The organism is Ferrovum sp. PN-J185 (assembly GCF_001581925.1).
Classification (GTDB): domain Bacteria; phylum Pseudomonadota; class Gammaproteobacteria; order Burkholderiales; family Ferrovaceae; genus PN-J185.
Genome location: NZ_LQZA01000001.1, coordinates 800,252 through 815,168, shown reverse-complemented (window position 1 = coordinate 815,168; position 14,917 = coordinate 800,252). Strand labels below are relative to the sequence as shown.

The following is a 14,917-nucleotide window of genomic DNA, read 5'->3' as shown; positions in this document are numbered from 1 at the left end:
TATGAAAAAACTTTTATTTCAATTAGATACAGATAGTAAACCAAGTGCTTTTGATATAGTAGTAGCATATGATGGCGGTGCTGATCATGTTTCTTCCTACTCATCAATTACGCCTGAAAATGTTAAACCTATTATAGAAGGTTCAATTTTTACTAGGGCACCTAAGGATAAAAAAAATACAGCATTATTTATAGGTGGAAGTGATCTAGAAGCAGGTCAACAATTATTTGAAGCAGTACAAAAACAGTTCTTTTCAAATTTTCGTGTGTCTTTAATGCTCGATAGTAATGGTGCTAATACTACCGCTGCTGCTTGTATTGCAATGTTAACTAAAGATAACAATATTAAAGGTATGAATGCTGTAATCTTAGGTGGAACAGGTCCAGTAGGTCAACGCGCTGCTATTATGTTGGCTCAAGAAGGTGCTCAGGTGAGTATAACTGGACGTCAATTTGAGAAAACAAAGAATATTACAGATACCATTCACAAACGTTTTTCTGTAGATATTTCTCCCTTAGCAGCACCGGAATTACATGATCGACAGCAAATTGTTGAAAATATGGACATTGTTATTGCAACAGGTGCCTCTGGAGTAGTACTTTTAGATGCTTCAACTTGGCAAAATTCATCTACTATAAAATTACTTGCAGATGCTAACGCTTCACCTCCAGCTGGAATCGAAGGCATAGAAATAATGGATAAGGGTATAGACAGATTCGGCAAAAAAACCTTTGGCTCTATTGGATTTGGTTCTCTAAAGTTAGCTTTACATCGAAAATGTATTGAAAAACTTTTTGAAGCTAATAACATTGTTCTTGATGCCAACGAAATTTACGCTCTTGCAAAAGATATGATAAGGGAATAATGATGATTGAAAATCAAACGTTACAATCTTTTTTAAGCGATCTTGCTAGCGCCAAACCCACTCCCGGAGGTGGGGGCGCAGCTGCTGTGTCAGGTGCTATGGGTGCTGCATTAATTTCAATGGTTGCTAATCTTACAATTGGAAAAAAAGGTTATGAATCTGTTGAAAATGAAATGAACGAGCAACTTACCCAATCAGAAAATTTAAGAAAAATCTTTATTTCTTTAATAGATGAAGATATAAACACATTTAATCAATTAATGAGTGCTTATAAACTTCCCAAAGATACAGATGAACAAAAATTAGAAAGATCTGCAACTATTCAATTAAGGTTAAAAGACGCAACTCTTACACCATTAAGTATAGCAAAAACCGCACTTGAGGGTATCTTACTTGCGCAACGATCTGCTCAATTTGGGAATACAATGGTTATTAGCGATGCAGGTGTAGCAGTGGAAATGCTTCTTTCAGCACTTAAAAGTGCTGCCTTAAATGTATTTATTAATGCGCCATCAATAAAAGACCATACTTTTAAAGAAGTTGCTTTAAAAGAAATAGATGAACTTATGATTAGAGGTTCATCTATTGCCGAACAAGTCTTTGAAAATGTGAAAGACAAGTTAAAATCTTAAAATATTACATATTTGAATAATTAGGCCCACTTCCCCCCTCAGGACAGGTCCATTTTATGTTCTGTGTTGGGTCTTTGATATCACAAGTTTTACAGTGTATACAATTTTGCGAATTAATAATTAATTTTGGTGGTGCACTTAATTCTTTTACTATTTCATATACCCCTGCAGGACAATATTTACTTTCAGGTGATCCGTAAATAAAATAATTTGTATTAATCGCTACATCAGGATTTCTTAATTGTAAATGCACGGGTTGATTTTCTTGATGATGTATATTGGCAAGATAAATTGAGCTACTTTTATCAAAGGTGATTATACCATCTGGTTTTGAATAATGTATTGGTTGTTGGGTTTTGGTGGGCAGTAATTGTAAGTGATCACTGTGGTTCTTAAATGTCCAAGGAACATTTCCTTTGAACAAATAAAACTCTAATGCGCTATATATTAGTCCAAATAATCTTCCAAATTTAAAGGAAGGCCTAATATTCCTTATTGTAAATAATTCTTTTCCTACCCAGCTGTCTTTAATTGTGTTTGTAAAATTAGTGATTTCAGTTGGAGAATTACTATGTATAGTGATTTGCTTAAATATCTCCTCGGCTGCAACCATTCCTGTTTTAAGCGCTGTATGTGTACCTTTGATTTTTGCTACATTTACAAACCCAGCAGCATCACCAATTAATAATCCACCGGGAAAGCTTAACTTTGGTAAGGATTGCCAACCACCTTCAGATAGCGCACGTGCACCATAACTAAGACGCCTTCCACCTGTTAGTATTTTTTTTATATACGGATGTGTTTTTAATTTTTGGAATTCTTCAAAGGGGTTTAAATAGGGATTTTTATAATCTAAACCAACTACTAGTCCAATAGAAATTTGTCTATCATCCATATGATAAATCCATGATCCACCATAAGTATCTGAACTTAATGGCCAACCTATACCATGAATAACCTTACCTTTTTGATGAACACCTGCATCTATTTCCCAAATTTCTTTAAATCCTAATGCGTAAGTTTGCGGGTCTGAATAATTGGTAAGTAAGAATCTTTTCTTTAGTTCCTCACTAAGAGATCCGCGACACCCTTCTGCGAATACTGTTTGTTTAGCAAAAATATCTAATCCTTGTTGAAACTGTTGAGTGGGATTACCTTCTTTATCACGTCCCATATCCCCAGTCGTAATACCAATTACTTCATTGTTATCATTATACAAAACTTGTGTCGCGGAGAATCCAGGGTAGATTTCTACGCCTAATTGTTCTGCTTGTTCTGCTAACCATTGGCAATATTGGCTCACGCTACCAATAAAATTGCCAGTGTTATCAAGTGTCTTTGGTATAGGAAGCGAAAAAGTATTTTTGCCTGTAAAGTAAAAAAAGTGGTCAGATGTGACAGGAACTCGTAATGGAGCACCTCTTTTTTGCCAATCAGGAAAAAGCTCATTTAATGCTGTAGGTTCCATTACTGCACCAGATAAGATATGTGCGCCTACGCTACTACCTTTCTCAATAACACAAATAGAGATTTCTTTATTGTTTTTTTCTGCTAATTGTTTTAATTTTATTGCGCAGCCTAAGCCAGAAACACCTGCTCCAACTACTACAACATCATAATACATCGATTCTTTATCAGACAATTTAATACCTCAGTACTTTTTTATTTATATCAAGTTATTCAAAATTTGAAGATTGCAATTTATTAAGTTGTAAACGAATAAATTTTATTAACTCACTATGAGTCATACCTATTGTACCAAGATACATTTTTTGAAAACTATCACCAGCTTGTCCATGAATATTAATAGCGTTGAGTAGTGCAAGTTCCACACTATTAAATCGGGTAATTAGTGAAGCAATTACACCGCATAATATATCTCCAGAACCAGGTATAGACAATGCAGAGTTACCTGTTTGATTTATCCACCAACGACCATCAGGAGCATAAATAATTGTGCCTTGTCCTTTTAAAATCACCCATGAATTATAACTTTGCGACAGATCTTGTGCTGCACTAAAACGATCGGTGATTGGGTAACCTAATAAACGGCTAGCCTCTCCAGGATGTGGTGTTAGTATCGTCGGGCTAGATCTTGATTTGATTATATCTCGTATTTTAGGAATAGTAAGATTGTCTAATACACCGGCGTCTAAAATAATAGGGTAGGGTGCCTGGGTTATAGCCTCTAATAGGGAATCCTGATAATTATCTGCATTACTTCCAGGCCCAACGATTAAACAATCTAGATGTGAAGCGATCAATTCGTTTGAATTTTTTGACATTAACTGTGGATTAAAAATAGGTATTGTTTGAAGGTGGTTTTGCTCAATGGGGGACAACCAAACTCTTCCTGCACCAGAGTGTAAAGCTGCATCACCTGCTAATAGTAACGCACCAAGCATATTATTAGCGCCACCAATAATACCTACATCTCCATAAATAGTTTTATGAGTGTTTTTTTTAAAAGTATGAAAATAAGTTGAGTATATCGGTTGGTTATAAGCATAACCGGCTGCTGAATAGTCTAAATTTAATTTATCAAGAATTATTTGACCAACAAAATCAGGGCCATCATTGGTAAAAAGACCTATTTTGCCACTTATAAGTGTATATGTTGTATCACTGTTAAATGTATAAGCATCAGCCATTCCTGTGTCAGCATCTACTCCTGTCGGGATGTCTATAGCAATTTTATGTGATACTTCTGAATTTGCGTGTTTTATCCAGCCGGTATAGGGGTACTGTAGTTCTTTATTTAATCCAATACCAAATAGTCCGTCAATGATCAAATCAAATTGTATGTTTGGCCATTCATAAACAATTTTAATGTTTTCAATGTTTTTTACACGTTCTGATAAGCATCTACTGTTGCTTATTTGTTGAGTAGTTAGAATCCATATTTTCATTGATATGGCACTTAGTTTTTCCACGGCGTGAATGCCATCTAACCCTTTTGCGCCAGGTCCTAGCAACAGGAGAATTGTTGAATATTTTTTAAATTTGGTTGCAATATACTGTGCAAGGTGATGACCAGCTATTTGAGTCAAGTCAATAGCAGGGTTAGTTAACAGAAAGTTTTGTTCTATTTGCCTAATTGTGTTTTTTCTTAAGATAGGGGTCACGGTCAATTTAAACTAAGTCTAAATAATTGATAAAAAAGCAAATAATGAACTTTTAATTAATATTGTTGCCTTATGTATATGAAAAACAATATATCTCTTAAAAGCCCAGTATCACTGTATACTATACCTAATACAATAGGTTTAATGGACATGTCTTTGGATAAGAAATTACTAACATCCAGTGACCCCCAAGATAATGGGAATTTGATGACTGAAAGAGATATAGATCAACAACTCGTTGAGCGTGCTCAAATGGGTGATAAGAGAGCTTTTGAGATGCTTGTTGTCAAGTATCAAAGAAAGCTATCTCGATTGATTAGTCGTCTTGTTCGAGATCCAGGTGAAGTTGAAGATGTTACTCAAGAGTCATTTATTAAAGCATATCGAGCTTTGGCTAGTTTTAGAGGTGACAGTGCTTTTTACACTTGGCTTTACCGTATTGGTGTGAATACCGCCAAAAACTATTTGGTTTCAATGGGGCGTCGCGCTCCTACAAGCACATTAATTGATAATGATGAAGCAGAGAGCTACGGTGAAAGTGATTTGTTAAAGGATGTAAACACGCCTGAAGCTGAGCTAATGAGTCGTCAAATAGCTGAAACTGTAAATAACAGTATGGATGCACTACCTGATGAGCTCCGCACAGCTATTCGATTAAGAGAAATTGAGGGTTTAAGCTATGAGGAAATTGCTTCCATCATGAATTGCCCTATTGGAACAGTACGCTCACGTATTTTTAGAGCTAGAGAAGCAATTGCTGAAAAATTAAGACCCCAATTAGACATAGCAAAAGATAGGAGATGGTAATGAAGTCAGAGAATATATCTGCCTTTATGGATAACGAAGCAGAATCTCATGTTGAAAAAGAAATTCTGCATCAATGGAAAACTGACGGTAGTGTTCGAGAAAGATGGAATGAGTACCATTTAGTTGGTGAGGTAATCCGTGACCGTGAAGTGCGTCATGTGGACTTAACTAATAAAATTTTTAGTGCTTTAGCTGATGAGCCGACGATTTTCGTACCTCAAAATAAACGTTTAAAATCCGCTAAAGACTCACATGTCAGTAAATGGGTCGCTATTGCTGCTGCAATATTTGTTGTAATCATTTCAACCCAAACCTTTAAACAAGGTTCTTTTAAACTCAATTCTTCCCAGGTTGCTGAGTCATCAACTAACGATAATTTATCATCACAAAACTTAGCGAATTCAACAGCGTCACTTACTAACAAAGATGTAAATTCTTATGTTAATTTACATCGTCAAATGTCGCCTTTTACTGATATTCAAACTGTAGACTATAACAGTGGAGTGGTTGTATCGAGATGATTCGTAAGTCCATAATAACAACAATATGCTTTTTCTCTGTCTTACTAACTGGTTTTTCCCAGGCTAATGATTCTATAGATGGACAGCAACTACTTAATGACCCTAAAAGTTTTTTAGAGGCAATCAGTAACTCATCACACCAGTTAAACTATGAGGGTGTTTTTGTAGTCCAGCATGATACTAAAATGCTTGCCTCTAAAATAGTACATTGTTCAAACGGTAAAGGTACTACTAAAATCAATACCTTAGATGGTTTACCTAGAGAAATTATTAGTACAGACGAAGTGGTTAAGTCTTTCTTTCCGGCATTTCACTCAATAAGACTAGAACAAGGGCAAGTACGTAGATTATTTCCAAATTTAATTACTGAACCTGTTGATAATTATCTTAAGAATTACAATCTTCGTTATATAGGTGATGATCGTGTGGCTACAAGAAGTTGCCATGTTGTTGAGTTTCTACCTAAAGATAACTTACGTTACCCTCATGTTTTTTGTGTTGATAATACTAGTAATTTAGTTTTACGCTCATCTACACTTGGAACGAATGGCGAACCTTTATTAACCTCCTTTTTTACTGAAATTAAATTAGAGAAAAACGTATCTAATAATGCCTTGTCCCCATCATACAAGGATACTAAAAATTGGCAGGTAGAAAATGTTAGCCTAGAAAATCAGAACAAAACAAATACAAATCTGATAATTGGTAAGTTACCACCCGGTTTCGAAAGGATTTCTGAATTCACAAGGAATAGCCCACATAATAAAGGTATTATGATTCATCAAATGTACTCTGATGGATTGTCATCATTTTCTGTTTTTGTGGAAGAATCTGCTCCTGGTTCGAAAACAAAACAATTAATAGTGAGTAAAATGTTACAAAATTCTCTAAGCTTTTATTCGGCTCAGGTAGATAATCATATAATCACTGTAGTTGGTGATTTACCACTAAATTCTGTAAAACAAATTGTATCTTCTGTTTCATTTTCACGGAGTTCCAATCAATGAAGCGTTTATTCTATGTTGTCATTACTTTATTTCTTACTTTTCAAGTAAATGCGGAGTCTTTACCTGATTTTACAAGTCTGGTTGAACAACTTTCTCCTGCTGTAGTAAATATTAGTACTACGACAAAAGCAAAAGTAGTTCATAACAATGGTATGAACGGTAATATTGACCCCAATGATCCTATGTTTCAATTTTTTAGACGTTTCGGTATTCCAATGATGCCTGGAATGCCTGGGGTACCCGGACAAGGTGAAATCCCTGAATCACACTCGATGGGATCTGGCTTTATTATTAGTCAAGATGGATATATTTTAACAAATACACACGTTGTGCAGGGCGCAGACGAAGTATTAGTTACTCTAAATGATAAAAGAGAGCTTAAAGCGAAAGTGGTTGGAACAGATGCAAAATCTGATGTGGCTGTACTAAAGATTTCTGGTAAGGATTTACCAACAGTTAAGTTAGGTAATTCTGACAATGTGAAAGTGGGTGAATGGGTGATTGCTATAGGATCTCCCTTTGGCTTTGAAAGTACTGTGACAAAAGGGATTATTAGCGCAAAGGGTCGTTCACTACCAGACGAAACTTTAGTTCCTTTTCTTCAAACAGATGTACCAATCAATCCAGGTAACTCTGGTGGGCCACTCATAGATATGAAAGGTGAAGTGATAGGTATTAATTCACAGATTTATAGTAAAACAGGCGGTTTCATGGGGCTATCCTTTGCAATTCCTATAAATGTTGCCCAGCAAGTATCTACACAATTACGAGCAACAGGACATGTTAGTCGAGGCTGGCTTGGTGTTGTAATTCAAGAGGTGACCAAAGAACTTGCTGATTCATTTGGTCTAAAAGATGCTAAGGGTGCTTTAGTTTCAAACGTTCAGAAGGGATCACCCGCTCAATTAGGTGGTCTTAAGGTAAGCGATATTATTCTTAAATTCAATGGCAAAGCCATTATTACAGATGCAGACTTACCCCGTGCCGTCAGTGAGGCTAAGGCAGGATCAACTGCAAATATTACTGTATGGAGGCAAGGACAACTGGTTGATTTACAAGTTAAATTAGGGGAAATGCCTGCTGACACGTCGGTTGCAAGTAGCAAGGATGAAGGTACGGACTCTAAACCTTCACAAGCGGTAAATAAGCTAGGTTTATCTTTGTCCAATTTAACACAACAACAAAAGAGTCAGTATGGTGTTAGTCATGGCGTTATTGTAAACAACGTTACTGGACTCGCTGCAGATATAGGTATGCAACCAGGAGACATCATTTTATCCTTAAACAATGTCAATATAAAAAGCACAAAAGAATTTGATGCTATTTTGTCTAAGCTAGGTAATAAAAAGGTTGTTGCTTTGCTAATTAAACGTGGTGACACATCTCAATTTGTTACCTTGAAATTAGGTGATTAACTATAAACTAGTGATCAGACAGGGTTGCCATCTTTGTGATGAAATGAAGGCAGCCCTTTCTGTTTATTTGTCATCAAATCAATTCTCTATTGAGTTAGTTGATATCGATAACAACAATTATTATCACCAACTTTTCTTTGATAAAATCCCTGTCTTATTACTAAACGAAAAAATCATTTGTGAAAGTTTCTTTGATAGTCACCGCTTTGAAGAGTCTCTAACTTACTAATAATGTTTGCTACAGCTTTTAAGTAGTGCAGATACTCGCACTTTAATATAAAATACAATGGTTTATAAGCTACTAGAACGGTATATGGACACACAGTTTAGTGTCCCTTCTCAATTGCACATATGAATTTAATCCGAAATTTTTCAATAATTGCACATATTGATCATGGTAAATCTACTCTAGCAGACAGATTTATACAAACCTGTGGTGGCCTTTCAGATAGAGAAATGGAAGCACAGGTTCTTGATAGCATGGATCTAGAAAGAGAACGTGGCATTACTATTAAAGCTCAAACCGCCTCACTTCAATATAAGGCACAAGATGGACAAGTTTATCAGTTAAACTTAATCGATACGCCCGGACATGTAGATTTTTCTTATGAAGTATCTCGGTCATTAGCTGCGTGTGAGGGAGCAATTTTAGTTGTTGATGCTTCACAAGGCGTTGAAGCGCAAACTGTAGCAAATTGTTATACCGCAATAGAGCAGGGTGTTGAAGTATTCCCCGTACTGAATAAAATTGATTTACCTTCTGCAGAACCTGAAAGGGTTATTGGTGAAATTGAAGATATTATTGGCATTGATGCACATGAAGCAGTAAAAGTAAGTGCAAAAACTGGCCTAGGTATTACTGATGTATTAGAAGAAATCATCCACCGATTCCCTCCACCAACAGGTAATCCAGATGCTCCATTAAAAGCATTAATTATCGACTCATGGTTTGATAATTATGTTGGTGTGGTTATGTTAGTAAAATTGGTTGATGGGATTCTTAAACCTAAAGATAAAATTCTGTTAATGTCGACGCAGGCTAGTTACTTATGTGAACAGGTTGGTATTTTTACTCCTAAATCACAAGTTAAGTCACAGCTTTCAGCAGGGCAAGTAGGTTATATTATTGCAGGCATCAGAGAGCTTGATTCTGCAAAGGTAGGTGACACAATTACATTGCTTCAAAACCCTGCGAAAGATCCATTACCTGGTTTTAAAGAGATTAAACCTCAGGTTTTTGCGGGTTTATACCCTGTTGAATCCAATCAATATGATGCACTTAGGGATGCGCTTGAGAAGCTAAGATTAAATGATTCATCATTACAATATGAACCTGAAACCTCTCAAGCACTAGGATTTGGTTTTAGATGTGGTTTTCTTGGTCTATTGCACATGGATATTGTCCAAGAAAGACTAGAACGCGAATATAATATGGACTTAATAACCACAGCACCTACTGTGGTTTATCAAGTGGTAATGAATGATGGTACAGTTCAAGAGATTGAGAACCCCTCAAAATTACCTGAACCCTCTAAAGTAAGAGAAATTCACGAACCCATTATTACAGCGACAATTCTACTACCCCAGGATTATGTGGGTCCGGTAATCACATTGTGCAATCAAAAAAGAGGTGTACAAGTTGATATGCAGTACTCCGGCAGACAGGTTATTTTAACTTATGAATTACCGCTTAATGAAGTCGTTATGGACTTCTTTGATCGTCTAAAGTCTGTTAGTAGAGGCTATGCATCCTTAGACTACGAATTTAAAGAATTTAGAGCTTCAGACTTAGTAAAACTCGATATTTTAATAAATAGTGAAAAAGTTGATGCACTTTCTCTGGTGGTACACCGTTCTAGCAGCCAATATAGAGGACGTGAACTGGCTGCAAAGATGAGAGAGTTAATACCTCGCCAAATGTTTGATGTGGCAGTTCAAGCTGCCATTGGCTCACACATCATTGCACGTGAAACTATTAAAGCTTTACGAAAAAATGTATTAGCCAAATGCTATGGTGGCGATATTACACGTAAGAGAAAATTGTTAGAAAAACAAAAAGCAGGTAAAAAGAGAATGAAGCAAGTAGGAAGCGTTGAGATTCCTCAAGAAGCATTTTTAGCTATCCTACAAGTGGAGAATAAATAAATGGATTTAGTAAAAATTGGGTATGCAGGTCTGGCTATTTCGATACCAATAATTATTTGGGATATGTTCTCTAAACGAAATAGAGTAAAAGAAGACCCTATCTACTTTATTGTTCATTCAGCCTGGCTAGTTTTATTTGTTTCTGGTTTTGGTTTGTTGTTAAAAATAACGGGCTTTTCAGAAATTCTTCTTGCCGCATCATTTTTGACCGGGTTAGTACTACTATGGCATTGGTTGAGAACTAGAAATAGAAGTGCTGAAGCAAAGGTTGAAACACCATTAGTAGAGATTTCCAGAAGCTTTTTTCCAGTAATACTTGCTGTATTTGTAGTTAGATCTTATCTTTATGAACCGTTTAAAATTCCATCAGGATCGATGATTCCAACGTTACATATTGGTGATTTTATACTCGTTAATAAATTTATCTACGGATTACGCTTACCTTTCACTAATCACACCTTTATTCCTATTCAAGAGCCTCAGAGAGGTGATGTAATGGTATTTCATTATCCTGAAGATCCTTCTGTAAATTACATAAAACGAGTTATTGGAAAACCAGGTGATGTTGTAACGTACCAGGACAAACGTCTAACAATTAATGGCGAACCAATACCCACTAAAACTGACGGAGTATATAACTCTATGGAAGAGGATATTACCATGGTTCAGTTTGACCAATTTAGAGAAAAAATTGGTAATCATATACATGAATTTATTACAGTACCAACTCAACCCGCCATATTTAATACGCAAGTGTTAAATTTTGATGGTAAACAAAACTGTACTTATAATTTAGATGGGTTTACATGTAAAGTGCCAGCAGGACACTATTTCATGATGGGTGACAACCGTGATAGAAGCTCAGACAGCCGTTACTGGGGATTTGTACCTGAAGATAATATAGTTGGAAAAGCGGTATTGATCTGGATGAACTTTAGTGACTTTGGACGTATGGGTAAGAAAATTCAATAATGAAAAATGGCTAAATTAAAAGCTAACTTTAATCATTTTTGTAACTTACTCGGGTACCAATTTAACTCTAAATATTTATTAGTACAAGCACTCACACATCGTAGCGCTTCAAATAAAAATAATGAGAGACTTGAATTTCTTGGTGACAGTCTTTTAAATTTAATTACCGCAGAGTTTCTCTTTCAAAAATTTTCAGACTTACCTGAAGGAGAATTAAGTCGACTTAGATCGCAATGTGTTAATAAAGATTCATTATTTAAAATTGCTGATTCACTAAGAATTAAAGATTATATTCAATTAGGTGTTGGAGAAAAAATGGGAGGAGGGCAGAATCGTCCCTCCATTTTATCTGATGCCGTAGAAGCGGTTATTGCGGCAATTTATCTTGATTCAAGTTATGAAAATACCCGCCGCATTGTTATCAGTTTGTTAGAACAATATATTGTTTCTGAAATTAAATACTCATCAACAAAAGACCCTAAAACAACTTTACAAGAATATTTACAGTCAAAGCGTTACCATTTACCCGTATATGTTTTGATCGAAACATCAGGTATGGCTCACGATCAATCGTTCAAGATTGAATGTCAAATTAAAGAGTTACATATATCCACTATTGGTATTGGGAAAAGTCGCCGCATTGCAGAACAAAACGCTGCTAATTTAGCCTTACAAAAAATTGGAAAAACAAATGAATAATGATATGACGAATATAGACCAATACCGCTGTGGTTCGATTGCTATTGTAGGTAGACCAAATGTTGGTAAATCAACGCTACTTAATCATCTTATCGGTCAGAAAATCAGTATTACATCTAGAAAAGCCCAAACAACAAGACATCGTTTAAGAGGTTTTTTAACCACTGAAGACTGTCAATATATTTTTATTGATACACCTGGTTATCAAAATAAATATACGAATATTCTAAATCGTTCAATGAACCGATCAGTTACTAATACGTTGATAGATGCTGATGTTATTCTTATTGTAATTGATAAGTTAGATTGGACTTATGAAGATGAAATAATTTTATCTAAAGTAAAAGACAAAAAACCTATCTTAATTATTAATAAAATTGATCTATTGAAGGACAAACATTTACTTTTACCTTTCATAGAAAAAATAACCAGTTTAAATTTATTTAGTTCTATAGTGCCTCTTAGTGCACAAAAAGATAAAGCATTTGCCTCTTTATTAAATGAAATAAAATATCAATTACCGTATTCACCTCCCTTTTTCCCTGAGGATGATATAACGGATGCACAAATTAAGTTTTTAACTGCAGAGTTTATTAGAGAACAACTATTTAGATTCTTGGGTGATGAATTACCTTATGCAACAACAGTGGTAATTGATAAATTTGAAGAGACTCCTAATCTTACCAGAATATATGCAACGATTTTGGTTAATAATGCAAATCAAAAAGCTATTGTTATTGGTAACAAAGGAGATAAATTAAAAGAAATTGGTATGCATGCTCGTCTTAATATTGAGAAACTCATAAGCACAAAGGTATATCTTGAATTATGGGTAAAAGTAAAATCCGGTTGGGCTGATAATGAAACATCCTTGAAACAGCTTGGATATGAAGTCTAGTATTTTAAAGATTGATGACCAAGTAGCTTTTGTTCTCCATTCCATCCCGTGGCGTGAGACAAGTCAAATTATTGAAGTCTTCACTACAAACTATGGCAAGATTCCGTTAATAGCCAAAGGTTCAAAACGACCACGCTCGCCAATGAGAGGTTTGTTACAGCCTTTTCAACCACTGCGTATTTCTTGGTCTGGTAATAACGAATTACGAACATTGAGAAATGCAGAGTGGATCGGTGGAATTCCGCAGCTTTCTGGAGCATACATTTATTGTGGTTTTTATCTTAATGAATTATTAATGAGACTATTACCAAGAGATGACCCGCATCAATTACTCTTTGAAAAGTATTATAGGACAATTCAATCTTTGTCATATAAAGATAAAATTGAACCATTATTAAGATCACTCGAATTAACCCTATTAAAAGAGTTAGGGTATTCACCACTATTAACCCATGATGGAGAATCTGATACTCCTATTATGCCAAACAAGAAATACATTTTTGATCTTGAAAAGGGATTAATTGAATGTCGTTCAGGGAGTGAAAATCGAGTACAATTTTTTGGGAAAACTTTATTGGATTTAAGTAATAATGATTTTACAGACACGACAACATTAACTGAAAGTAAATTGTTAATGAGAATTCTGTTAAATCAATGCTTAGGTGATAAAGACCTTCAATCAAGACGTGTTTTACAGGAGTTACCTTTATTGTGATACAACTTGGCGTGAATATAGATCATATTGCTACCATCAGACAGGCGCGAGGAACTAAATATCCCAGCCCAGTTCAAGCTGCTTTGCTTGCTGAATACGCAGGAGCTGATGCAATTACCTTACATCTAAGAGAAGACAGACGACACATACAAGATCGTGACTTAGAAATTCTAAAAGAAGTGTTAACTACACGTATGAATCTTGAAATGGCAGTTACAGATGAGATGTTAAATATTGCAGTTAAAACTAAACCTCATGATGTTTGTCTCGTTCCTGAAAGAAGACAAGAAATCACGACTGAGGGTGGTTTAGATGTGATTAAGCACTTTGATAAAGTACAACAAGCTTGTGCTATTTTAAGGGAGCAAGGTATTAGGGTATCTTTATTTATCAATACTGATAAAAACCAAATACAAGCCGCAAAGGAAGCAGGGGCTCCTGTTATTGAGTTGCATACGGGGCAATTTGCTGAGCTGGAACATGAGTCAGAACAACAAATAGAGTTATCAAAAATTAAACAAGCCGTCACCTTTGGTAATCAACTAGGTTTACGTGTAAACGCAGGACATGGTCTAAATTATAAAAACACCCATTTTGTGGCTTCAATTCCTGGTATAAGTGAACTCAACATTGGTCACGCAATTGTTGCCCATGCACTATTTGTAGGTTGGGAAAATGCCGTGCGTGAAATGAAACAAATTATCACCAGTACAGCCTATAAATCATGATTATTGGTATTGGTACAGATATCGTAAAAATATCGCGTATACATCAAGCTTTAACTAGATTTGGCCATCGATTTGCTGAAAAAATTTTAACTGAATATGAGATGGATCGTTTTAAAAAACATGTACAACCAGCGCGATATCTTGCAAAACGATTTGCAGTTAAAGAAGCTTTTTCTAAAGCAATGGGGACGGGTATTCGATCACCTGTAACATGGAAAAATATAGGTACTACACATTATCCAAGTGGGGCACCACGATTAGATTTTTCACTAACTTTACAAGAATTAGTAAAAAGTAGAGGAATTACACATACTCATTTAACAGTTACCGATGAAGAAAATATGGCTATTGCTTTTGTAATTTTAGAGAGGGATTAGATGGGACCGGT

Annotated in this window: 16 protein-coding genes; 14 read left to right on the top strand and 2 right to left on the bottom strand. The window is 35.4% G+C overall.

What is annotated here, in order from left to right; translation table 11 throughout:
* Position 1 precedes the first annotated feature (1 nt).
* Positions 2-865 carry an NADP-dependent methylenetetrahydromethanopterin/methylenetetrahydrofolate dehydrogenase gene (locus FV185_RS03945; RefSeq protein WP_067493739.1) on the top strand — a complete coding sequence of 288 codons (864 nt, stop codon included), beginning with the start codon at positions 2-4 and terminating at the stop codon, positions 863-865.
* A gap of 2 nt (positions 866-867) precedes the next feature.
* On the top strand, positions 868-1,497 hold the full coding sequence (locus FV185_RS03940) for a cyclodeaminase/cyclohydrolase family protein (RefSeq protein ID WP_156474185.1): 630 nt from the start codon (positions 868-870) through the stop codon (positions 1,495-1,497).
* 4 nt (positions 1,498-1,501) lie between these two features.
* Here FV185_RS03940 and FV185_RS03935 read toward each other — a convergent pair whose 3' ends face one another.
* Positions 1,502-3,121: an electron transfer flavoprotein-ubiquinone oxidoreductase gene (locus FV185_RS03935; RefSeq protein ID WP_067493735.1), complete on the bottom strand. Its 1,620-nt coding sequence runs from the start codon at positions 3,119-3,121 to the stop codon at positions 1,502-1,504.
* 52 nt (positions 3,122-3,173) lie between these two features.
* The gene (locus FV185_RS03930; RefSeq protein ID WP_067493733.1) at positions 3,174-4,622 is read right to left on the bottom strand and encodes a bifunctional ADP-dependent NAD(P)H-hydrate dehydratase/NAD(P)H-hydrate epimerase; all 1,449 of its coding nucleotides are present in this window, start codon (positions 4,620-4,622) and stop codon (positions 3,174-3,176) included.
* Between the two features lie 207 nt (positions 4,623-4,829).
* Here FV185_RS03930 and rpoE point away from each other — a divergent pair, with 207 nt between their 5' ends.
* From rpoE to acpS, 12 genes are all read left to right on the top strand, one after another.
* The gene (rpoE, locus tag FV185_RS03925; RefSeq protein ID WP_067494257.1) at positions 4,830-5,429 is read left to right on the top strand and encodes an RNA polymerase sigma factor RpoE; all 600 of its coding nucleotides are present in this window, start codon (positions 4,830-4,832) and stop codon (positions 5,427-5,429) included.
* Entirely contained in the window at positions 5,429-5,950 is a 522-nt protein-coding gene (locus FV185_RS03920) for a sigma-E factor negative regulatory protein (RefSeq protein WP_067493731.1), read from the top strand. Before rpoE ends, FV185_RS03920 begins: the two co-directional genes overlap by 1 nt.
* Positions 5,947-6,957 (top strand): MucB/RseB C-terminal domain-containing protein, encoded by a 1,011-nt coding sequence (locus FV185_RS03915; RefSeq protein ID WP_067493729.1) that lies wholly within the window; start codon positions 5,947-5,949, stop codon positions 6,955-6,957. The genes FV185_RS03920 and FV185_RS03915 overlap by 4 nt, the downstream gene beginning before the upstream one ends.
* Positions 6,954-8,372 (top strand): DegQ family serine endoprotease, encoded by a 1,419-nt coding sequence (locus FV185_RS03910; protein ID WP_067493727.1) that lies wholly within the window; start codon positions 6,954-6,956, stop codon positions 8,370-8,372. Before FV185_RS03915 ends, FV185_RS03910 begins: the two co-directional genes overlap by 4 nt.
* The gene (locus FV185_RS09865; RefSeq protein WP_067493725.1) at positions 8,365-8,601 is read left to right on the top strand and encodes a glutaredoxin family protein; all 237 of its coding nucleotides are present in this window, start codon (positions 8,365-8,367) and stop codon (positions 8,599-8,601) included. Before FV185_RS03910 ends, FV185_RS09865 begins: the two co-directional genes overlap by 8 nt.
* A gap of 122 nt (positions 8,602-8,723) precedes the next feature.
* Positions 8,724-10,517 (top strand): translation elongation factor 4, encoded by a 1,794-nt coding sequence (gene lepA, locus FV185_RS03900; protein ID WP_067493723.1) that lies wholly within the window; start codon positions 8,724-8,726, stop codon positions 10,515-10,517.
* Positions 10,518-11,489: a signal peptidase I gene (gene lepB, locus FV185_RS03895; RefSeq protein WP_197457741.1), complete on the top strand. Its 972-nt coding sequence runs from the start codon at positions 10,518-10,520 to the stop codon at positions 11,487-11,489.
* 6 nt (positions 11,490-11,495) lie between these two features.
* Positions 11,496-12,188, top strand: a complete 693-nt coding sequence (rnc, locus tag FV185_RS03890) for a ribonuclease III (protein ID WP_067493721.1) — start codon at positions 11,496-11,498, stop codon at positions 12,186-12,188.
* Positions 12,181-13,086: a GTPase Era gene (era, locus tag FV185_RS03885; RefSeq protein ID WP_067493719.1), complete on the top strand. Its 906-nt coding sequence runs from the start codon at positions 12,181-12,183 to the stop codon at positions 13,084-13,086. The genes rnc and era overlap by 8 nt, the downstream gene beginning before the upstream one ends.
* Positions 13,076-13,801: a DNA repair protein RecO gene (gene recO, locus FV185_RS03880; RefSeq protein WP_067493717.1), complete on the top strand. Its 726-nt coding sequence runs from the start codon at positions 13,076-13,078 to the stop codon at positions 13,799-13,801. Before era ends, recO begins: the two co-directional genes overlap by 11 nt.
* Positions 13,798-14,529 carry a pyridoxine 5'-phosphate synthase gene (gene pdxJ, locus FV185_RS03875; RefSeq protein WP_067493715.1) on the top strand — a complete coding sequence of 244 codons (732 nt, stop codon included), beginning with the start codon at positions 13,798-13,800 and terminating at the stop codon, positions 14,527-14,529. Before recO ends, pdxJ begins: the two co-directional genes overlap by 4 nt.
* Positions 14,526-14,906 (top strand): holo-ACP synthase, encoded by a 381-nt coding sequence (gene acpS, locus FV185_RS03870; RefSeq protein WP_067493713.1) that lies wholly within the window; start codon positions 14,526-14,528, stop codon positions 14,904-14,906. Before pdxJ ends, acpS begins: the two co-directional genes overlap by 4 nt.
* Positions 14,907-14,917 lie beyond the last annotated feature (11 nt).